Here is a 19,506-nt window from a genome sequence, read left to right on the forward strand (position 1 = left end):
ACGGTTCCCCTTTTGCCCGGCTGATCCGGTTCCTCCCATGACGACAGCAAAAAAACCTTGGGAGGAACCGACCTGATGCTGAATCGAACCCTGCGGCCCCTGGCCCTGACCCTGCCGCTACTGGTCGGCGGCACCACCCTCACGGCACTGCCGACCCCGGCCCGGGCTGAAGCGGACGCCGCCGTGGATTTCCGCATCCCCGCCGGCCCGCTGAGCCGCTGCCTGAACCGCTTCGCCGACCAGGCCGGTATCTACCTGGGCGGCGCCGGAGAACTCACCGTCGGAAAGCAATGCGCCGGGCTGGACGGTCGCTACACCGCCCGCGCCGGCCTCGCCGAGCTGCTCGCCGGCACCGGCCTGGTGGCCCGTTTCTCCGATGCCCGCACCGCCACCCTGGAAGACGCCGAGGACGGCAACGCCCTGGAGCCGGTGTCGGTGAGCGCCGCGCCACCGGTGGGCCCGGACCCGGGTTACCTGGCCGAACGTACCCTGGTGGCCACCAAGACCAGCGTGCCGCTGTCGGAAACGCCCCGCTCGGTGAGCGTCACCACCCGTGAGCGCATGGACGACCAGGGCGCCCAGACCCTCACCGAGGTGCTCGGTTACATGCCCGGGATCTACGCGCCGCCGATGGCCGCCGGCGATAGCCTGGCCGGCGATTTCTTCTTTATTCGCGGCTTCAACGCCACTGACTACGGCTACGGGCTGTACCGGGACGGACTGCGCGTGCAGGCCAACCGCTACGACACCACTTCCGAGCCCTATGGCCTGGAGCGGGTGGAGGTGTTCCGGGGCCCCAGTTCCATTCTCTACGGCGAAAACGCCCCCGGCGGCATCGTCAATCTGGTCAGCAAGCGGCCCACCCACGAACCGCGCGGCGAGGTGCGCGCCAGCTACGGCAGCCACGACCGGCGCCAGCTGGCGGTGGACGTGTCCGGCCCCCTGGCCGGCAACGACGCGGTGCTGGGGCGGCTGGTGATGTTGGGCCGTGAGTCCGACACCCAGACCGACCATGTGCCCGATGACCGGGTGTACATCGCCCCCTCGGTGACACTGCTGCTGTCCGATAACGACCGGCTCACGCTGATGAGCAGCTACCAGAAGGACAAGACCAAGCTCGAACTGGGCCTGCCCGCCGCCGGCACCCTGCTGGACAACCCGAATGGGGAACTGGACAGCGACACCCTGATCGGCCATCCCGACTGGGACCGCTTCGATCGCGAATTCTGGACCCTGGGCTACGAATACCAGCATTGGTTCAGCGACCGCTGGAACTTCCGCCAGAATGCCCGTTACCTGGAATCCCGGGTGCAGCGTAACGAGATCTGGTGGCAGCCGTTCACCGATGGCGCCTATGGCACCCTGGTTCCCACCTACGCCTACGACCGCCACAATGAAGCCCGCACCCTGGCCGTGGACAACCAGTTGGAAGGAACCTTCTACCGTGGCGACTTCAAGCACAATCTGCTGTTTGGCCTGAGCTACGACCGCACCTCCTGGGCCCAGGAGTGGGACGTGGGCTTCGGTGACACCATCAACATTTTCGACCCGCAATGGAGTGCGGAGCCAGCCACGCCGATGGCTCAGCAGGACGCCACCACCCGCCAGTCGATCACCGGTCTGTACAGTCAGTGGCACGGGCACTACGGCAACTGGATCGCGCTGGTGGGCGGTCGCTATGACACCGTGGACAGTGAGTACGAGGACAAGGTCTCCGGCACCGACCTGGATACCGACGATGAGGCCTTTACCTGGCAGACTGGCCTGATGTACCAGTTCGACAACGGTGTTTCCCCCTATCTGAGCTACGCCACCAGTTTCGCGCCGGTGCAACAGCTTTCCTCCGGCATCGAGACCCTCGAACCGATCACCGGTGAACAAGTGGAGGTCGGCATGAAGGTGGCGCCGCCGGGCGCTCGTACCCAGGTGGCGATGTCGGTGTACGACCTGCGCAAGGAAGATGATGTGGTGTACGACGGCAGCGCCGGCGATTACCGTCAGGTGGGCGAGAGCCGCTCCAAGGGGGCGGAACTGGAGGTGACCAGCGAGCTGAGCGAGCGGCTGCGGTTGAGTGCGTCCTATACCTACACCGACGCGCGCATCACCGAGAACGCGCCCGGACCGATGGAGGAGGACCGGCAGATGGTGTTCGTGCCGCGCAACCAGGCCTCCGCCTGGGTCAATTACCGCTTCCAGGAAGGCGCGCTGGCCGGGCTGCGCCTGGGGGGTGGTGTGCGCTATATCGGCGAGACCTACGCCTACACCAACCTGTACGGCACCCTGGAAACCGATGCCGTGACCCTGGCCGACCTGTCCCTGGCCTACCCCTTCGCCGGTGGCTGGAAGGCGGAAGTCAACGTGAGCAACCTGTTCGACAAGGAGTACTTTACCGGCTGCAACAACGCCGCACGCTGTTACTTCGGCGTCGAGCGCACCCTGCAGGGCAGCGTCAGCTACCGCTGGTAGCGGCGCGCCCGATTTTCCCGGGTGGCCGGTTTCTGGAAGCCGCCCGGGATCAGCCGCCCGGGGCGCTTCGGCCCGGGCGGTCGTCGCCGCGGCTTACCGTGGCGGCGTCGGTGCGCGGCAGGCCGCCCACCGCTTCCAGCACGTCATCGAGTACCGCCTGGCTTTTCCAGGCCGCCGGCGTGTTGATGATGGCCGATACCGCCCAGGTGGTGTTGTCGCGGTCGCGGGTAAAGCCGGCCACCGCGCGCACATTGGTCAGCGAGCCGGTCTTGATATGGCCTTCGCCGCGCAGGCCGGTATCGCGCAGCCGGTTGTGCATGGTGCCGTCCATGGCCACCAGCGGCAGGGAGGCGATCAGCTCGGCGGCGAAAGGGCTGCGCCAGGCCTGCTGCAGCATCTTGATCTGTTCCATCGGGCTGATGCGGGCCTGCCGTGACAGGCCGGCGCCGTTGTCCAGCACCACCTTGTCCGGGTCCATGCCCTTGAGCGCCATCCACTCGCGCACCGTGCGGTTGGCGGCGGCCAGGTCGTCGCTGTCCTCCGCCAGCCGGTGCTCGGCGCCGATGGTCAGATAAAGCTGCCGGGCCATGATGTTGCTGCTCCACTTGTTGATGTCGCGCACCATGGTGACCAGGTCCGGCGACGAACTGGTGGCCAGCAGGGAGGCCCCCTTGGGCAGCCGGCCGAAGCGGGTCTCGCCGGTGATCTCGCCACCCAGTTGCCGCCACAGGCCGCGCAGCAACGCGCCGGTGTAGTCGCCCTGATCCATCAGCGACAGGTACTGGCTGGCCTTGCAGCCTTCCGGCAGGGAGCCGGTCAGGGTGATCACGTAGAGGCCGTCCTCGCGACGCTCCGGGACGGCCTTCAGGTGGTGGCCGGACGGGCAATAGCGGCTGTTGGAGCGGGTCAGCTGGTTGTTGAGCAGCACCTTGTCGGTGACCGGTTCCACCCAGGCCTGGACCCGGTCCGGGCGGCCCATCATCTGGATATGGAAGACGTTCAGGTTGGTGAGCAGGGCATCCGGGCGCACCAGGTAGGGGGCGTGGGGGTCGCCGCCGTCGTCGTCGAAACGCGGCAGGCCGTCTTCCGGCAGCCGGAAATAGCCACCGTCCAACACCAGATCACCGTGCACCGCGCGGATGCCATAGGCGCGCAGATCGCGCATCAGCTTCCACAGACGCTCCTCGGTAAGCTTGGGGTCGCCGGCGCCGACCAGGATCAGGTCGCCTTCAAGCACGTCGCCCTTCACCTCGCCGTTGGTGTACACCCGGGTGTGCCATTTGAAGGTGGGGCCGAGCAGTTCCAGGGCCGCGTAGGTGGTCAGCAGCTTCATGGTGGAACCCGGGTTCATGACCCGGTCGGCGTTGACGAAACGGGCCTGGCCGGGGCCGTCCAGGGGCACCGCCGCCAGGGCCAGGGCGTCGTCGGGCAGGTTCAGTTCCTGCAGCCGGGACTGGATCGCCAGCGGCCAGTCGGCGTTGGGCAGGGCCTTGGCGTCGTCGGCGGCGAAGGCCGCCGGCACCGGCAGGCAGGTAATCAGGAATGTAAAAACGGCGATAGGGAAACGCACGGCAAGCCCCATGGACAGCACACTCTCGTTCGGGTTAGCGCTCACTAATCGTAGAGCAAAACCGGTAACCGGTCAGGGGGCGGCGGGTGGTGGAATTGTAAATTCTGGGGCGTGCTATAGTGACGCCCGCCACGGGCAACGGAACCGCACATGTCGAAACTGCTGATGAATCTGCGCCGCGTGCCCGATGAGGAGCGCGACGAGGTATGCGAGTTGCTGGAGGAACACGGTATTGAGCATTACCTGACTCCGCCCAGCGTCTGGGGCGTGTCCGCCGGCGGCCTCTGGCTACGCCACGACGAGGATTGGGAGCGGGCGCAACCGCTGCTGGCGGACTACCAGCAGCGCCGTTATCAGCAGGAGCGGCGGGCCTTCGAGCAGGCCCACCAGGACGGCGAGGTGACCACCGTGGCGCGTAACCTGCGCCGCCGCCCGCTGCGCACCCTGGCGTTTCTGGTGGTGGTGGCGGCGGTGTTGCTGATCGCCCTGGTGCCGTTCATCACGTTTGGCTGATGGCGGCTCGCGATGGGCGGTGTGTCAGGCTTCGTGGCCCAGGTTGTCCGGGTCGCCCACGTCGATGCCCTTGTGCTGCAGATCCGCGTGGTAGGAGCTGCGCACCATGGGCCCGGAAGCCACCGAGGTGAAGCCCATCTTGCGGCCTTCGTCCGCGAACAGGCGGAATTCGTCCGGATGCACGTAGCGTTCCACCGGCGCGTGGAATTTGCTGGGCTGCAGATACTGGCCGATGGTGATCATATCCACGTCGTGGTCGCGCAGATCGCGCAGCGTTTCCAGTACCTGATCGTTGGTTTCGCCCAGGCCGACCATGATGCCGGACTTGGTGGGTACGTGCGGCACGCGGGCGCCGAATTGTTGCAGCAGCTTCAGGGAATGCTCGTAGCGGGCGCCGGGGCGGGCCTTCTTGTACAGGTGTGGCACCGTCTCGATATTGTGGTTGAACACGTCCGGCGGCGTCGCCTCAAGAATATCCAGGGCGTCTTCCAGGCAGGGGCGGAAGTCCGGGGTGAGAATCTCGATCTTGGTGCCCGGGCTTTTTTCGTGGACCGCCTCGATGCAGTCGGCGAAGTGGCGAGCGCCGCCGTCGGGCAGATCGTCCCGGTCCACGGAGGTGATCACCACGTACTTCAGGCCCAGGTCGGCCACCGACTCCGCCAGATGCAGAGGCTCATCCGGGTCCAGGCCGTTGGGGCGGCCGAAGCCCACGTCGCAGAATGAGCAGCGGCGGGTGCAGATGTCGCCCATGATCATGAAGGTGGCGGTGCCGCCGCCGAAGCATTCCGGCAGGTTGGGGCAGGCCGCTTCCTCGCACACGGTGTGCAGTTTCTGCCGGCGCAGCATGGACTTGATGCGTTGGATCTCGCCGTTGGCGGGGACCCGCACGCGAATCCAGTCGGGTTTGCGCTCGCGCACGGGGGCGCTTTCATTGACCACGGGGATGGTGCGGACCTTGTCGGCGCCACGCAGCTTGTCGCCGATCTGAACCTTCGCTTTCGCCGGGCGTTTGGCCTGGGCTTCGCTCATGGAGATGTCTCTCTCGCGGTTGGGTGCCTTTTGGGCGTCAGGATTGGGGAGCAGTATACCAACTAGGAGCGGGGGCTGTCCGGGGGGTGAGGCCCAGCCGCCGCGCCAGAATCGTTACCAGATCCTGCTCGACGCGCTCGCGGCTGGCGTCCAGACCCTGGTCGGCCAGGCTGGTCATCGGCTGGCCGGCGTGGCCGCAGGGGTTGATGCGCCGCCAGGGGGCCGGGTCGGCGTCCCGGTTCAGGGCCAGGCCATGGTAGCTGCCGGCGCGGCGGATACGCAGCCCCAGCGAGGCGATCTTGGCGCCGCCCACGTACACCCCGGGAGCATCGGCTCGGCTGGCGGCGTCCAGGCCCCGGTCGCGCAGGTAATCCACCACGCTGTCCTCGATGGCGCTGACCACGGCGCGGGCGCCCAGGGTTAGCCGCTGTACATCCAGCATCAGGTAGATCACGGTCTGGCCCGGCCCATGGTAGGTGACCTGGCCGCCCCGGTCGGTGCGCACCACCGGGATATCCCCGGGTGCCAGCACATGCTCGGGCTTGCCGGCCTGGCCCAGGGTGTACACCGGCGGGTGCTCCAGCACCCAGAGTTCATCGGTGGTGTCGGCGTCGCGCTGTTCGGTGAAGGCGCGCATCGCCTCCCAGCAGGGCTGGTAGTCGACCCGGGGCAGGTGGCGGACCAGAACGTCCATCAGAGCGTGATCTTGACGTGCGGGCAGGCGTTCAACTCGCGATAGATGGCTTCTACCTGATCGCGGTCTCGCAGCACCACGCTGGCGGTGAGCGACACGAAATTGCCCTTGGTGCTGGGCTTGCTGCTCAGGTGGGCGTGGCGGTCGAAATCATCCAGGTGGGTTTCCAGGATCGCCACCACCGCTTCTTCCAGCGGCGCGTCGGCGGCGCCCATTACTTTCAGTTGCATGCTGTGGGGGAAGTCCCACAGTTCTTCGCGGATCATGGTGCTCTCCAGTCGGCCCGGCGCCCGGTTACAGACCGCACAGGCGGCGTTTGAACTCTATATAGTGGCGCGCCACGGTTTTCCAAGTGGCACCGGGGTGGCCGTCGCCCACCGGTCGGCCGTTCAGTTCGGTGACCGGCACCACGCCCTTGGTGGAACTGGAAATCCAGATTTCATCGGCATCGTGCAGGGCCGGCTCGCTGATTTCCGCCTCGATCACCGGCAGGCCCTGCTCGCGGCACAGCTCGATGATCAGATCCCGGGTCACGCCGCCCAGGATGCAGTGGCTCAATGGCGGCGTGGACACCCGGCCATCGCGCACCGTGAAAACGTTACTGGCGGCGCCCTCGGTGACGAAGCCGTCGCGCAGCAGGATCGCTTCCTGGGCGCCGCTTTCCAGCGCCCGCTGGCGCAGTAGCAGATTGGGCAGCAGCGACACCGACTTGATGTCGCAGCGGGCCCAGCGAATATCGTCCAGGGTGATCGCCGCGACGCCCTCGGTGCGCGCCACCTGGTCCGCCGCCGGTACCGCCAGCGGCGAACTGGAAATAAACACCGTGGGAGGCACCGGCGGGTCCGGGAAGGTGTGCTCGCGGCGCGCCGCCGCGCCCCGGGTGATCTGCAGATACAGCGACAGATGGCCGCCGCCGTTGCGGGCCACCATTTCCTCGCACAGGCGGCGCCAGTGGGCGCCGTCGTGGGGATCGGTGATGCGTATTTCGCTCAGGGAGCGGGCCAGCCGGCGCAGGTGTTCGTCGAGCCGGAACAGCACGCCGTTGAAGGCGGGAATCACTTCATAGACGCCGTCGGCGAACAGAAATCCCCGGTCCAACGGGGAGATCCGCGCCTGCTCGGCGTCCATGAAGTCGCCGTTGAGATAGACCGTGGCCATGTTGGCGGGAGCCCTAGTTAAACAGGCCTTTGAAGAACAGCACGATATGGTCCCAGATACGCGAGAAGAAACCGGCTTCCTCCACCGCTTCCAGGGCCACCAGGGGGCGCTGCACCAGTTCCTTGCCGTCCAGGCTCACGGTCAGGGTGCCGTACTGGCGGCCTTCCTCGATGGGGGCGCGCAGTTCCGGCTGGATCGACATCTCCGCCTTGAGCTGGTCGTGGCTGCCCTTGGGCACGGTCAGCACCAGGTCGTCCTCCAGGCCCAGGCGCACCTGATCGGCGGCCCCCATCCACACTTTCGGGGTGTCGAGTACGTCACCGGCGCCGTAACCCTCGTAGGTTTCGTAGAAGCGGAAGCCGTAGCTGAGCAGCTTCTGGGATTCGCGTGCCCGGGCCGCCTCGGAGTCGGTGCCCATCACCACCGAGATCAGACGCATGCCGTTCTGCTCGGCGGAGGACACCAGGCAGAAGCCGGCTTCCTCGGTGTGGCCGGTCTTCAGGCCGTCCACGGCGTCGTCGCGCCACAGCAGCAGGTTGCGGTTCTGCTGGGTGATGCCGTTGTAGGTGAATTCCTTCTGGGCGTAGATATCGTAGTGTTCCGGATAGTCGCGGATGATCGCCCGCGCCAGCCAGGCCAGGTCCCGGGCGGTGGTGTAGTGGTTCTCCGCCGGCCAGCCGGTGGCGTTGACGAAGTGGCTGTTGTTCATGCCCAACTGACTGGCCTGGTTGTTCATCAGGTCGGCGAAGGCACCCTCGGAGCCGGCCACGTACTCGGCCAGGGCCACGCTGGCGTCGTTGCCGGACTGCACGATCACACCCTTGAGCAGGTCCGCCACCGGCACCTGGGTGCCTTCCTTGACGAACATCCGCGAGCCGCCCATGCGCCAGGCCTTGACGCTGATCGGCACCATGTCCCGCTCACCGATGTTGCCGGCCTGGATTTCCTTTTCCACCAGGTAGGCGGTCATCATCTTGGTCAGGCTGGCCGGCGGCAGTTCCTTGTCGGCATTGTGTTCCACCAGCACCTGGCCGCTCTTGGCGTCCAGCAGCAGGTAACTGCGTGCTTCCACCTCGGGGGCGCGGGGGATCATGTTCTCGGCGCGGGCCAGGGGCGACACGGCGAGCAGGCCGGCCAGCAACAGCCAGAACAGGGAATAAGCGAGAGAGCGGGTTTGCATCATCATCGGGCCTTTCGGTCAGGTCTTTGCTTGCGGGGGCGGATCAGGGATTCACGGAAATCGGCGCGGCGAAGCCCGCCTCGGCGAGGGAGCGGCGCGCGCGGTCACGGTCGGCGTTGCTGGCGAACGGGCCCAGCCACACCTTGTACAAGCTGCTGGATTCCGGCCGTCGGACGGTCACCGGCAGCTTGAGTTGCTGGCGCAGCCGCTGTTCCAGCGCGCGGGCGCCGTCCAGCCCCTGGAAGGCGCCGGCCTGCAGGTAGAGGTCGCCGCCGGCATTGGAGCCACCGTTGGAGCCATTATCGGAGGCACTGTCGGCGCTGGACGGCGGCGGCGGGCTGTCCACGGCGGCGCGTACCGCCGTGGGCACGCGGCCGTCGCTTTTGTTGGGGGTCGGGTCACGGGTGGAGGTGAGCGCTTCCACGCGCACCCGTCCGGTGCCTTTCTGCTCAATGCCCAGGCGCACCGCGGCGGCCCAGGACAGATCAATGATCCGGTCGGAGTGGAACGGGCCCCGGTCGTTGACGCGCACCACCAGGCTTTTGCCATTGTCCAGGTTGGTGACCCGGGCATAGGTGGGCAGCGGCAGAGTGCGGTGGGCGGCGGTAAAGCGGTACATGTCGAACGCTTCGCCGCTGGAGGTACGGTAGCCGTGGAACTTGCGACCGTACCAGGACGCCAGTCCCTCTTCCTGGTAGCCCTCGGCGGTGGGCAGCACCTGGTAGCTCTTGCCCCAGACGGTGTAGGTATCCGGGTTGCCGTAGGCGCTGCGCGGCTCCACCTTGGGGACCGGCTCGGGCTGGGCGCTGACGTCACGGCGTTGTTCCGGGCCAGCGTCGGTGCTGTGTTCGTAGCGGTCGGAACCGGGGGCCCCGGAAGCGGGGCGATCCGGTTGCGGGGCGGGCCCGGGGGCGCGGCCCGGGCCGGTGGCGCAGGCGCCCAGGAACAGGCTCAGAGTGAGGATCGGTGCAACGCGTCTCACGGCTGGTCGGCCTCCAGGGCATCGGCCAGGCGGCGGGAAAGCTGCAACACGGCCATGGCGTAAAGCTCACTGTGGTTGTAGCGGGTGATCACATAGAAGTTGTCGGTGGCCAGCCAGAATTCGTGGCCGTCCTCGCCTTGCAGGTCGAGCACCGCCACCGGCGTGGAGCCGGGCAGGCCGTCGTTCGACACCTCGAAACAGTATTCGCTGCTCAGCCTATCATCGTCGCAGGCCACTGCCACTACGCCGTTCTTCCGGGCCTGATCCAGGGTAAAGGCGGGTTTGTAGCCCTTCTTGGCCATCGCCACATAGCCGTTGCCCTCGACCCGGGCGCGGGCCGCCACCGGCAGGCCCGGCTGCCAGCGGTGCGCCTTGAAATAGTTGGCGACGCTGCCGATGGCGTCGGTGGGGCTGTTGACCAGATCGATGACGTCGTCACCGTCGAAGTCCACCGCGTAGGCCTCGTAGCTGGTGGGAATGAACTGTGGGAAACCCATGGCGCCGGCGTAGGAGCCGGTAATCTCACTGGCGTCGATGTGCGCGTGACGTTCCAGCTCGAACAGGGCGATCAACTGCTTACGGAAGAAGGCGGCGCGGGGCGGATAGTCAAACCCCAGGGTGGCCAGCGCATCGACCACCTTGTAGTTGCCCTTGTGGCGCCCGTAGCGGGTTTCCACGCCAATGATCGCCAGGATCACTTCCCGGGGCACGCCGAATTCCTGCTCCGCCCGGTCCAGGGCCTCGGCGTGCTCGCGGGCGAAGGCGACGCCCTGCTCCACGCGGCTGTCCTGCAAAAAAATGCGGCCGTATTCGGCCCAGGTCAGGGTGCGCTCGGCGGGCCGGGCGATGGCCTCGAGAATGCTGTCTTTGCGTTGCGCGCCGGCGAGCAGCTGACGGGCGCGATCCACGTCCAGCCCGCGCTCGCGTACCTCCTTGAGCACGGCGTCGGCCCCGGCGTGCTCGGCATAGTTGGCGGTGGCCAGGGCGGGGCCGGCCAGGGCGGCGCAAGCGGCGATCAACAGCCCGGTTTTCTTCACGTGGTTCTCCTCGGGAATCCTTGTCAGTAACTCATCAGCCGGCGGTGGGTATGCATGGACATGAGCATGCCGAAACTGGCCATCAGGGTGACGATGGACGTGCCGCCGTAGCTGACCAGCGGCAAGGGTACCCCCACCACCGGTAAGAGTCCGGACACCATACCGACGTTCACAAAAATATAAATAAAAAAGGTCATGGTCAGCGCCGCCGCCAGCAGACGCGAGAAGGTCTCCTGGGCCTGCCAGCTTATGAAGAAGCCGCGACCGACGATCACCAGGTAAATGGCCATCAGCAGCAGGAAGCCCACCAGGCCGAATTCCTCGCCCAGCACCGCCAGGATGAAATCGGTGGAGGACTCGGGCAGGAAGTCGAGCCGGGACTGGGTGCCATCCAGCCAGCCCTTGCCGGTGACGCCGCCGGAGCCGATGGCGGTTTTCGACTGGATGATGTTCCAGCCGGCGCCGCGCGGGTCCGCCTCCGGATTGAGGAAGGTGTCCACGCGGCTGCGCTGGTAGTCATGCAGCACGAAAAAATACATCAGTGGCGCGGCGATCATCAGCGCCACCAGGGCCAGGCCGATCAGTCGCCAGGACAGGCCGGCCATGAACAGCACCACCAGCCCGGCGGCGGCGATCAGGATCGAGGTACCCAGGTCCGGCTGGATCGCGATCAGCACCACCGGCAGGAAGATCAGCGCCAGGGCCACCAGCACATCGGTAAGTCGGGGCGGCAGGTTACGCTCGCTGAAGAACCAGGCGACCATGGCCGGCACCGCCAGTTTCATGATCTCGGCGGGCTGGAAGCGACCGATGCCGGGAATGTGCAGCCAGCGGGCGGCGCCCTTGGCCTCGGTGCCGATCAGCACCACCAGAATCAACAGCACCACGCCAAGGGCATAGACCATGGGCGCCCAGAAGCGGTAACTGCGTGGCGGAATCTGCGCCAGCACCACCAGCACCAGCAACCCGCCGCCCAGGCGCAGAGCCTGGCGCAGCACCATTTCCATGCTGCCGCCGCCGGCGCTGTAAAGCACGGTGAGGCCGCCCAGCACCAGCAACAGCAAAGCCGCCAGCAGCGGGGCATCCAGGTGCAGCCGGGCGGTCAGGCCGTTGCCCAGGCTGGGGCCGCCCTGACCGGGCATTTGTCGCAGGGTTTCGCGTACGCTCATGGCGTGCTTTCTCCACTGGCGGGCGTGCGTGGCAGGGGCGGCGGCACGTCCAGCTCGCCGTCGTCATTAAGCAGCCAGGCGTCCATCACCTGGCGTGCCACCGGGCCGGAGGTGGAGCCGCCGTGGCGGCCATTTTCCACCAGCACCGCCACGGCGATGGCCGGATGCTCCACCGGCGCGAAACTGATGATCAGGGCGTGGTCGAGCAGCCGCTCGGCCAGCTCTTCCTCGTTGTAGGTCTCTTCCTGGCCCACGGAGAACACCTGGGAGGTGCCGGTCTTGGCGCCCATCTTGTAGGGCGCGTTTTCCGCCATCACCCGGGCGGTGCCCCGGTTTCCATGGACCACTTCCTCCATGGTCCGTTCCATGCGCAGCCAGTCGCCCTCGTCGTTGAGCTTGATGTCGGGGCGCGGTGGCGGGCGCAATTCGTCGGCGGCCAGGGTGGGCGTTACTTGCTTGCCGTGGTGGGCCAGGATGGCGGTGGCGGTGGCCAGTTGCAGCGGCGTGGCCAGCATGAAGCCCTGGCCGATGCTGGCGTTGATGGTATCGCCGTGAAACCAGGGCGTGCCCCGGGCGGCGCGCTTCCATTCCTTGGAGGGCAGCAGGCCGGCGGATTCGTTGTACAGGTCGATGCCGGTGGGCTGGCCCAGGGAAAAGTCGGACAGGAAGTCGTGCATGCGGGCGATGCCCAGCTTGAAGCCCAGGTCGTAGAAATAAGTGTCGCAGGACTGCACCACCGCCTTGTTCATGTCCACCCAGCCATGCCCCCAGCGTTTCCAGTCCCGATAGCGGTGGGGATTGCCTTCCAACTGGTAATAACCCGGGTCGAAGATGGTGTGTTCCCAGTCGGTGACGCCGGCGTTCAAGCCGGCCAGGCCGATGAACGGCTTGACCGTGGAGCCCGGCGGGTAACGGCCTTGCAGGGCCCGGTTGAACAGCGGGTTGTCGTGATCTTCCCGGTAGCGGGCGTAGTCCTGATGGGAAATGCCGTTGACGAACAGGTTGGGCTCGAAACCCGGCCGGCTGACGAAGGCCAGCACGCTGCCATCCCGGGGATCGATGGCGACCACCGCGCCGCGCCGGTCGCCGAGGGCGTCGTAGGCGGCTTTCTGGACCTTCATGTCCAGGGTCAGGCGCAGGTTTTCGCCGGGCACCGGCGGTTGCTCCTCGAGCACGCGCAGAATGCGCCCCCGGGCATTGGTCTCCACCTGGCGGTGCCCCACCGTGCCGTGCAGCCGGTGCTCGTAATAGCGCTCCACCCCGGTGCGGCCATAGTAGTAGGTGCCGGCATAGTCCGCCTGCTCGGTGAGCGTCATGCCTTCCAGGTCCTCGGCGCTGAGCCGGTTTACATAGCCGAGCACATGGGAGAACAGCTTGCCGTGGGGGTAGTGGCGCACCGGGTTGGCGGCCACGCGTACCCCCGGCAGGCGATGCTGATTGACGGTGAGCCGGGCGATCTCTTCCTCGCTGAGGCGGCCGCGCAAGGGGATCGGGTCCCACGGGCGGCGCGGGCTGCTCAGGCGTTTATGGAAGCGCTCCAGGTCGTCCGGTTCCAGGGTCACCAACTGGCCGATACGGGTCAGGGTGGCCTCCAGATCCGGTACCTGCTCGATGATCAGTTCCACCGCGAAATCCGGCCGGTTGGCGGCCAGGATTTCGCCGTTTCGATCGGTGATCAGCCCGCGTGGCGGCGGTACCGCCTGGGTTTGCACCCGGTTCTCGTCGCTGAGCGTGGTGTAGCGGCTGTGCTGGGAGACCTGCAGCCACACCATGCGGCCCACCAGCACCAGTGACAGGGCCACCACCAGAACGGCGCCCACCAGCAGGCGCAGGCTGAAGATCCGCTGCTCGTGGTGGTGGTCCTTGAGGGTCAGAGGTCGGCGCATCGGGGCCCGTGGTCCATGGTATCAGCGGTGGTAAGGGTGGCCGGTCAACAGAGTCCAGCCGCGATAAAGCTGTTCGGCGAGCAACACCCGCACCAGCGGGTGCGGCAGGGTCAGCGCCGACAGCGACCAGCGTTCGTGGGCGGCGGCGGAGACTCGCGGGCAGAGCCCGTCCGGGCCGCCCACCAGGATCACCAGGTCCTGGCCGAGATCCTTGAGGGTGCCCAGTTTTTCGCTCAATTGCGGTGTGCCCAGCACGCGGCCGGTGACCTCCAGGGCCACCCGGTGGGCGCCGGGGTACTTTTCCAGGCGCTTTTCCATGGCTTCGCCTTCGGCGCGCACCAGGGCGGCGGTGTCGCCCCTGGAACGTTTAGGCAACGGAATCGCCTCAAGTTCCAGGCGCATGTCCGGCGGCAGCCGCTTCCGGTATTCCTGGAAGCCCTGTTCCACCCAGGCAGGCATTTTGGTGCCGATGGCGAGAAGGTGTATCCGCAAGGCGTGGCTCCCGGCGACGCCGCGGTCAGTGGTCGCGCTGGTCGCGGTCCGGATGATGATCGGGGGTGCGCCAGAGCCGCTCCAGATCGTAGAACTCGCGGGTGGCGGGCAGCATCAGATGGACGATCACATCGCCCAGATCCACCAGAATCCACTCGGCGCCGCGTTCACCTTCGGTGCCCAGGGGGCGGTAGCCGGCGTCCTTGGCTTTCTCCATGACGTTGTCGGCCAGTGCCTTGACGTGGCGGCTGGAGGTGCCGCTGGCGATCACCATGTCGTCGGCCACGCTGGTCAGGGCGCGCACGTCCAGGCTGGCGATGTTCTTGGCTTTCAGTTCCTCCAGTGCGTCGAGCACCAGATCCAGCAGAGGGGGTTGAGAACTCATGGGGCCTCGTTGTGTGCGTGCACGGAATTGTCGGTGTTGGCCGACGCATTATACAGCCCATGGCGGCGGATATGGGCGAGCACCGCCGCCGGCAGTTGCGGGCAGGGGCCGCCGGCGCGCAGCGCGCGGCGGATGTCGGTGGCGGCCACGTCCAGTACCGGGCGTTCCAGCATCAGGCGGCGGCCCGCCGGTCGCCGGCGCAGCAAGGCGGCGCCGGCGGCGGGGAAGGCCCGTTGAACCCTGAGCGGCGCCTTGGCGGCGCCGGGGCGGGGTACCACGGCCAGGTGGCAAAGGGCGGCGTATTCCCGCCAACGGTGCCATTGGTCCAGGTTGGCGAAGCTGTCCGCGCCGACCACGAACACCAGCGGCCGGTGGCCGATCAGGCGACGGAAGTGCTTGAGAGTGGCCAGGGTGAACGACGGCCTGCCGTCGGGGTGGCGCAGCTCCCAGTCGTCGGCGACCAGGCGCGGATAGCCGGTGCAGGCGTGACGCACCATGGCCAGGCGCTGGGCGCCGTCGGCGCGGGGCTGGGGCCGGTGCGGCGGCACCGCGTTGGGCAACAGATGCACCGGGGCGTCCCCCAGCGCCCGCGACACCGCCAGGGCGGCGCGCACGTGGGCACGGTGGATCGGGTCGAAGGTGCCGCCGAACAGAATGAGGGGCTGGACGCTGGACGCCGGACGTTGGACGCTAAGCACCGGGCCTCCCGGTTTTCAGCGTCCAACGTCCGGCGTCCGTCGTCCGGCGTGTTGGCAAGGCTCGATCGTTCAGAGCAGGCTCCCGCTATTGCCGCACATGGCCATCGCCGAACACCACCCATTTCTGGCTGGTCAGGCCTTCCAGGCCCACCGGGCCGCGCGCGTGCAGTTTGTCGGTGGAGATGCCGATTTCCGCGCCCAGCCCGTATTCGAAGCCGTCGGCGAAGCGGGTGGAGGCGTTCACCATCACTGAACTGGAGTCCACCTCCGCCAGGAAGCGGCGGGCGCGGCTGTAGTTCTCGGTGATGATGGATTCGGTATGCCCGGAGCTGTAGCGATGGATGTGATCCATGGCCTGGTCCAGGTCGTCCACCACCTTGATCGCCAGCAGCGGTGCCAGGTATTCCTCTTCCCAGTCGCTCTCGGAGGCTTCGGCCACCTCATCGCCGAGCAGCTTGCGGGTGCGTTCGCAGCCACGCAGTTCGACACCGGCCTGGCGGTAGTGATCGGCCAGCTCCGGCAGTACCCGTTCGGCGATGCCGGCGTGCACCAGCAGCGTTTCCAGGGTGTTGCAGGTGCCGTAGCGCTGAGTCTTGGCGTTGTAGGCCACTTTCACCGCCTTGGCCGGATCGGCGTCCGCGTCGATGTAGACATGGCAGTTGCCGTCCAGGTGCTTGATCACCGGCACGCGGGCATCCTTGCTGATGCGCTCGATCAGGCCCTTGCCGCCACGGGGCACGATCACGTCCACGAACTCGGGATGGCTGATCAACTCGCCCACGGCGGCCCGATCGGTGGTCTCGATCACCTGTACGGCGGTATCGGGCAGGCCGGCTTCACGCAGGCCGGCACGCAGACACTCGGCGATCGCCTGATTGGAGTCGATGGCTTCGGAACCGCCACGCAGAATGGCCGCGTTGCCGGATTTCAGGCACAGGGCGGCGGCGTCGATGGTCACGTTGGGGCGGGATTCATAGATGATGCCGATCACGCCCAGGGGCACGCGCATCTTGCCCACCTGGATGCCGCTGGGGCGGTAGCTGAGATCGGTGATGGCGCCCACCGGGTCGGCCAGGGCGATGACCTGCTCCAGGCCTTCCACCATGCCGTCGAAGCGCGCCGGGGTCAGTTCCAGACGATCCAGCAGCGCCGGCTCCAGGCCATTGTCCCGACCGCGCTCCAGATCGCGCTGATTGGCGTCGAGAATGGCGCTGCGGTGGGCGCGCAGGGCGCCGGCGATGGCGCCCAACGCGGCGTTTTTCTCACCGGTGGTGGCCCGGGCCATGGCCCGGGAAGCGGCGCGGGCCTGCCGGCCCACGTCGGCCATGTACTGCTGGATATCCATGTGAAACGCCTGTTGGGAAACGAAAAGGCGCATTATACGGGGTTCCGGGCGGGCCGCGAAACAGCCCTGGCGCGCGGGAAAAACGTTCATCGCGTTTTAGCGTGAAGTCGATGCGAGACGCCTTTAGCCGGGACGCGGATCTGCGTGGGTGCCTTCCGGGATCGCTCAAGCCGTCCCCGGGCGCTCCCGTTTTTGGCATCCCTGCCAAAAAGGGTCCCGGAAGGGCGTCGCGCCCCGGCTGGAGGGAAAATTCCCGCTCAACCGCGATGGCCCGAAGAAACTGGCGTCGGGGATCAGGCCGCCTCCGCCTCCAGAATCCGCACCATGGGCGTGCCCCGGGTGCGCGGGATCGGCAGGGTGCCGTAGTAATCCGCCGGATCGTGCACGGTCAGCGTGGCGAAGCCCTGCTCGCGAAAGTGCGCCCCGGTGGCCCGGTCGGAGTCGAAATGGAAAGCCACATTGCTGCGCGACAGGGCGCCCAGCATCCCGCCCAGGGTCTTCAGCGTGCGGTGGAAGCGCATGTTGGCGTACAGCGGGTAGTTGTCGGTCAGGTAGACGCCGCGCGGAAACGCCTTCAGGCCCTCGGCGAGCCGCGCCCAGAACGGGCTGATGGTGGCCAGATCGAAGTAGTTGATCAGCCCTTCGGTGATGACCGCCACCGGCCTGGCCGGGTCCAGGCGGCCAAGCAGGGCGCTGACGCTGTCGTCGCCTTCCTCCACCAGAATATTCACCGTCTCCACCCGGTGCCGCTCGCCGAGCACGCCGTGGCGGGCCAGCAGGCGGCGTTTGCGGCGCGCCATGTCGGGCAGATCCGCCTCCACGTAGTCGATGCCCGGATGGCGCGCGCGCAGGCGCTTGCCGCGAGGGCTCAGCCCGCAGGCGATCTCCAGGATCTGCAGGTCCGGGTGGGCTTCGATCAGGGCCTCCAGCCGCGCATCGATGAGGTGATGGCGCTGCAGCAGGAAGGTGCGGATATTGCCGCCCAGCAGCCGTTTGCCCACCGCTTCGAACGGCGTCAGGGCGCCATACAGCAACGCTCCCGCCGGCGTGTGGAAGCCCGGTTCGGAGAGGCCGTGGCGCACCCACACCTGACCGGTGTAGAGGGCGGTGAAGCTGATCGAGGAGGTATCCAGACGTTGCGGCATGAGGGCTCCCTGCGCGGCAATGAACATTCCGGCACCCTAGCAAAGCCCCCGGCTCCGCGCGGGCCAATAAGCCGCGCCCCTTGCTTCTCCGCCGGCATGGGGTGGACCCTCCATCAGGGCCGCGTCCCGCGCGGCTGCATGGAACGGTGTAGGAGCGACTTCAGCCTTTGATCGCGACTGAAGTCGCTCCTACAGTCGTTCCTGCAAGGGAAGGGGATCCCCCTCAGCGGCTAACGGTTCCGTGGCCGGATGTGGGTTACTTTTCCAGGATGGCGGGCAGCGGCTGGCCGCACAGGCGCAGGATCAGGCCGGCCAGGAATTGCCAGGGGTCGCCGGGGCCCATGCCCTTGATGGCCTGGTCGGCGCGGATCGCCAGGGCCTGGGCGCGGTGCAGCTGGCGCGGTGGCAACTGGCGGGCGCGGGCTTCCAGGGCGCGCAGGCGCTGGGGCGGCATGCGCGGCGGCTGGCCGCCGGTGGCGAGGGCGTCCAGGGCGCGGATGTCGCGGCCCAGGGCCCACAGGATCACCGGTGCTTCCACGCCCTCGGCGCGCAGGGTGCGCAGAATGCGCAGGGCGCGGCGGGCGTCGCCTTGGCCGGTGGCGTCGGTGAGGTCGAAGGGGGTATAGCGGCTGGAGTCGCCCACCGCCTGTTGCACGGTGTCCACCGCCACCCGGCCGTCCTCGGCGAGCAGGGCGAGTTTGTCCACTTCCTGGGCGGCGGCCAGCAGGTTGCCCTCGCTGCGTTCGATCAGCAGCGCCAGGGCATCGTCGTCGATGCTCAGGCCGCGACCGGCCAGGCGGTCACGCAGCCAGTGCTGCAACTGCTTGCCTTCCACCGGCCAGATTTCCAGTACCGCGCCGACTTTCTCCAGGGCCTTCACCCAGGCGCTGTTCCAGTCCTTGCGGCGGTCCAGTCGCGAGCAGCGGATCAGCAGCAGGGTGTCCGGGGAGGGCTGCGCCAGCAGGTCGCGGATGATCTGACTGCCGGTCTTGTCCGGCCGTTTCTCGCCGAGTACCAGCTCGAGAATGCGGCGCCCGCCGAACAGGCTCATGCTTTGTGCTTCGTTGATCAGGGCGTTCCAGTCGATGCCGGTGTCGGCGCTGAAGCGCTGACGTTCGTCGAAGCCCTGTTCGCGGGCGGCGGCGCGCACCGCGTCCATGGCCTCGTCCTGCTGCAAGGGTTCGTCGCCGGCGATCAGATAGACCGGCAGCAGGTCGCCTTGAAGATGCTTGGCCAGTTGGTCGATGCGCAGACGCATGGATCAGTGCTCGATCTTGCGGGAGGCGTTGGCGAGCTGGTTGATCAGCCGGTAGCTGATGTCCTCGAACAGGTCGGTGCGCACCAGGTCCTCCTCGTCGGAGGTGGCGGTGACGTTGTCCGGAGAATAGGCGAAGCTGCGGATGGCGGCGATGCGGCGCGGCGGATTGAGCATGGCGCCGGTGTCGCGGTCGATCAGCTGCCAGGTGATCTCGTAGCGCAGCTCGCGCTCGGCGGCGCGGCCCCGGTCGTCCACGGCGGCGGTGCGGCGATCCCAGCGCTCATCGAGGATTTTGATCACGTAGGGCGCCTCGCCGTGTACCAGCACGCCGGCGGGTTCCAACTGATCCTCCAGGGTGTAGCGCAGCCGCGCGCTGGCGCCGTTCACGGTGACGCTTTCCAGGTTGGGCACCGAGGTCTGGCCGCGCAGTTGCCAGCCGGAACAGGCGCTCAGCAGCACAGCGGCGAGCAGAACGGGAAGCGCGGAGCGAAGCGTCATG

19 protein-coding genes are annotated in these 19,506 nt (G+C 67.3%); 2 read left to right on the plus strand and 17 right to left on the minus strand.

Annotated elements, in window-relative coordinates:
- Positions 1-75: 75 nt before the first annotated feature.
- A complete protein-coding gene (locus ACLD02_RS05350) occupies positions 76-2,466 on the plus strand; it encodes a TonB-dependent siderophore receptor (protein WP_410298112.1) in 2,391 nt (796 codons plus the stop codon).
- A 49-nt stretch (positions 2,467-2,515) separates the two neighbouring features.
- On the opposite strand, the gene dacB is transcribed toward ACLD02_RS05350, so the two are convergent.
- Positions 2,516-4,036 (minus strand): D-alanyl-D-alanine carboxypeptidase/D-alanyl-D-alanine-endopeptidase, encoded by a 1,521-nt coding sequence (gene dacB, locus ACLD02_RS05355; protein WP_338015183.1) that lies wholly within the window; start codon positions 4,034-4,036, stop codon positions 2,516-2,518.
- 150 nt (positions 4,037-4,186) lie between these two features.
- Here dacB and ACLD02_RS05360 point away from each other — a divergent pair, with 150 nt between their 5' ends.
- The gene (locus ACLD02_RS05360) at positions 4,187-4,549 is read left to right on the plus strand and encodes a DUF6164 family protein (RefSeq protein WP_410298113.1); all 363 of its coding nucleotides are present in this window, start codon (positions 4,187-4,189) and stop codon (positions 4,547-4,549) included.
- Between the two features lie 24 nt (positions 4,550-4,573).
- Here the strand turns inward: ACLD02_RS05360 and lipA are convergent, their stop codons facing one another.
- The 16 genes from lipA to lptE form a co-directional block, all read right to left on the minus strand.
- Positions 4,574-5,578: a lipoyl synthase gene (gene lipA, locus ACLD02_RS05365; RefSeq protein WP_410298114.1), complete on the minus strand. Its 1,005-nt coding sequence runs from the start codon at positions 5,576-5,578 to the stop codon at positions 4,574-4,576.
- Between the two features lie 37 nt (positions 5,579-5,615).
- Positions 5,616-6,272, minus strand: coding sequence for a lipoyl(octanoyl) transferase LipB (lipB, locus tag ACLD02_RS05370; RefSeq protein ID WP_203102548.1), 657 nt, complete (start codon positions 6,270-6,272; stop codon positions 5,616-5,618).
- A complete protein-coding gene (locus ACLD02_RS05375; RefSeq protein ID WP_410298115.1) occupies positions 6,272-6,538 on the minus strand; it encodes a YbeD family protein in 267 nt (88 codons plus the stop codon). Before ACLD02_RS05375 ends, lipB begins: the two co-directional genes overlap by 1 nt.
- A 28-nt stretch (positions 6,539-6,566) precedes the next feature.
- Positions 6,567-7,430: a D-amino acid aminotransferase gene (locus ACLD02_RS05380; RefSeq protein WP_203102544.1), complete on the minus strand. Its 864-nt coding sequence runs from the start codon at positions 7,428-7,430 to the stop codon at positions 6,567-6,569.
- Positions 7,431-7,443: 13 nt separating this feature from the next.
- Complete coding sequence (locus ACLD02_RS05385) at positions 7,444-8,613, minus strand: D-alanyl-D-alanine carboxypeptidase family protein (protein WP_410298630.1); 1,170 nt, start codon at positions 8,611-8,613, stop codon at positions 7,444-7,446.
- A 40-nt stretch (positions 8,614-8,653) separates the two neighbouring features.
- Positions 8,654-9,592 (minus strand): septal ring lytic transglycosylase RlpA family protein, encoded by a 939-nt coding sequence (locus tag ACLD02_RS05390; protein ID WP_410298116.1) that lies wholly within the window; start codon positions 9,590-9,592, stop codon positions 8,654-8,656.
- Positions 9,589-10,629: a lytic murein transglycosylase B gene (gene mltB / locus ACLD02_RS05395; protein WP_410298117.1), complete on the minus strand. Its 1,041-nt coding sequence runs from the start codon at positions 10,627-10,629 to the stop codon at positions 9,589-9,591. The genes ACLD02_RS05390 and mltB overlap by 4 nt, the downstream gene beginning before the upstream one ends.
- A gap of 23 nt (positions 10,630-10,652) precedes the next feature.
- Entirely contained in the window at positions 10,653-11,798 is a 1,146-nt protein-coding gene (gene rodA / locus ACLD02_RS05400) for a rod shape-determining protein RodA (protein WP_203102538.1), read from the minus strand.
- The gene (mrdA, locus tag ACLD02_RS05405; RefSeq protein ID WP_410298118.1) at positions 11,795-13,684 is read right to left on the minus strand and encodes a penicillin-binding protein 2; all 1,890 of its coding nucleotides are present in this window, start codon (positions 13,682-13,684) and stop codon (positions 11,795-11,797) included. The genes rodA and mrdA overlap by 4 nt, the downstream gene beginning before the upstream one ends.
- Before the next feature lie 21 nt (positions 13,685-13,705).
- Complete coding sequence (gene rlmH, locus ACLD02_RS05410) at positions 13,706-14,176, minus strand: 23S rRNA (pseudouridine(1915)-N(3))-methyltransferase RlmH (protein WP_203102534.1); 471 nt, start codon at positions 14,174-14,176, stop codon at positions 13,706-13,708.
- A 25-nt stretch (positions 14,177-14,201) separates the two neighbouring features.
- On the minus strand, positions 14,202-14,561 hold the full coding sequence (gene rsfS, locus ACLD02_RS05415) for a ribosome silencing factor (RefSeq protein WP_203102531.1): 360 nt from the start codon (positions 14,559-14,561) through the stop codon (positions 14,202-14,204).
- Complete coding sequence (gene nadD / locus ACLD02_RS05420) at positions 14,558-15,259, minus strand: nicotinate-nucleotide adenylyltransferase (RefSeq protein ID WP_203102527.1); 702 nt, start codon at positions 15,257-15,259, stop codon at positions 14,558-14,560. Before nadD ends, rsfS begins: the two co-directional genes overlap by 4 nt.
- An 85-nt stretch (positions 15,260-15,344) precedes the next feature.
- Positions 15,345-16,604, minus strand: coding sequence for a glutamate-5-semialdehyde dehydrogenase (locus ACLD02_RS05425; protein ID WP_203102526.1), 1,260 nt, complete (start codon positions 16,602-16,604; stop codon positions 15,345-15,347).
- A gap of 293 nt (positions 16,605-16,897) precedes the next feature.
- Positions 16,898-17,749, minus strand: coding sequence for a class I SAM-dependent methyltransferase (locus ACLD02_RS05430; RefSeq protein ID WP_410298119.1), 852 nt, complete (start codon positions 17,747-17,749; stop codon positions 16,898-16,900).
- A gap of 256 nt (positions 17,750-18,005) precedes the next feature.
- A complete protein-coding gene (gene holA / locus ACLD02_RS05435; RefSeq protein ID WP_203102524.1) occupies positions 18,006-19,007 on the minus strand; it encodes a DNA polymerase III subunit delta in 1,002 nt (333 codons plus the stop codon).
- 3 nt (positions 19,008-19,010) lie between these two features.
- Complete coding sequence (gene lptE / locus ACLD02_RS05440) at positions 19,011-19,505, minus strand: LPS assembly lipoprotein LptE (protein WP_203102516.1); 495 nt, start codon at positions 19,503-19,505, stop codon at positions 19,011-19,013.
- Position 19,506 lies beyond the last annotated feature (1 nt).

Source organism: Alloalcanivorax sp. C16-2 (assembly GCF_046507615.1).
In the GTDB taxonomy this organism is placed as follows: Bacteria; Pseudomonadota; Gammaproteobacteria; order Pseudomonadales; family Alcanivoracaceae; genus Alloalcanivorax; species Alloalcanivorax marinus_A.

Bases quoted from the DNA above. Each gene is read 5' to 3' on its own strand.
- ACLD02_RS05350 (WP_410298112.1), top strand. From the start codon at position 76: ATGCTGAATCGAACCCTGCGGCCCCTGGCCCTGACCCTGCCGCTACTG.
- ACLD02_RS05360 (WP_410298113.1), top strand. From the start codon at position 4,187: ATGTCGAAACTGCTGATGAATCTGCGCCGCGTGCCCGATGAGGAGCGC.
- lipA (WP_410298114.1), bottom strand. From the start codon at position 5,578: ATGAGCGAAGCCCAGGCCAAACGCCCGGCGAAAGCGAAGGTTCAGATC.
- lipB (WP_203102548.1), bottom strand. From the start codon at position 6,272: ATGGACGTTCTGGTCCGCCACCTGCCCCGGGTCGACTACCAGCCCTGC.
- ACLD02_RS05375 (WP_410298115.1), bottom strand. From the start codon at position 6,538: ATGATCCGCGAAGAACTGTGGGACTTCCCCCACAGCATGCAACTGAAA.
- ACLD02_RS05380 (WP_203102544.1), bottom strand. From the start codon at position 7,430: ATGGCCACGGTCTATCTCAACGGCGACTTCATGGACGCCGAGCAGGCG.
- ACLD02_RS05385 (WP_410298630.1), bottom strand. From the start codon at position 8,613: ATGATGCAAACCCGCTCTCTCGCTTATTCCCTGTTCTGGCTGTTGCTG.
- rodA (WP_203102538.1), bottom strand. From the start codon at position 11,798: ATGAGCGTACGCGAAACCCTGCGACAAATGCCCGGTCAGGGCGGCCCC.
- mrdA (WP_410298118.1), bottom strand. From the start codon at position 13,684: ATGCGCCGACCTCTGACCCTCAAGGACCACCACCACGAGCAGCGGATC.
- rsfS (WP_203102531.1), bottom strand. From the start codon at position 14,561: ATGAGTTCTCAACCCCCTCTGCTGGATCTGGTGCTCGACGCACTGGAG.
- ACLD02_RS05425 (WP_203102526.1), bottom strand. From the start codon at position 16,604: ATGGATATCCAGCAGTACATGGCCGACGTGGGCCGGCAGGCCCGCGCC.
- ACLD02_RS05430 (WP_410298119.1), bottom strand. From the start codon at position 17,749: ATGCCGCAACGTCTGGATACCTCCTCGATCAGCTTCACCGCCCTCTAC.
- holA (WP_203102524.1), bottom strand. From the start codon at position 19,007: ATGCGTCTGCGCATCGACCAACTGGCCAAGCATCTTCAAGGCGACCTG.
- lptE (WP_203102516.1), bottom strand. From the start codon at position 19,505: ATGACGCTTCGCTCCGCGCTTCCCGTTCTGCTCGCCGCTGTGCTGCTG.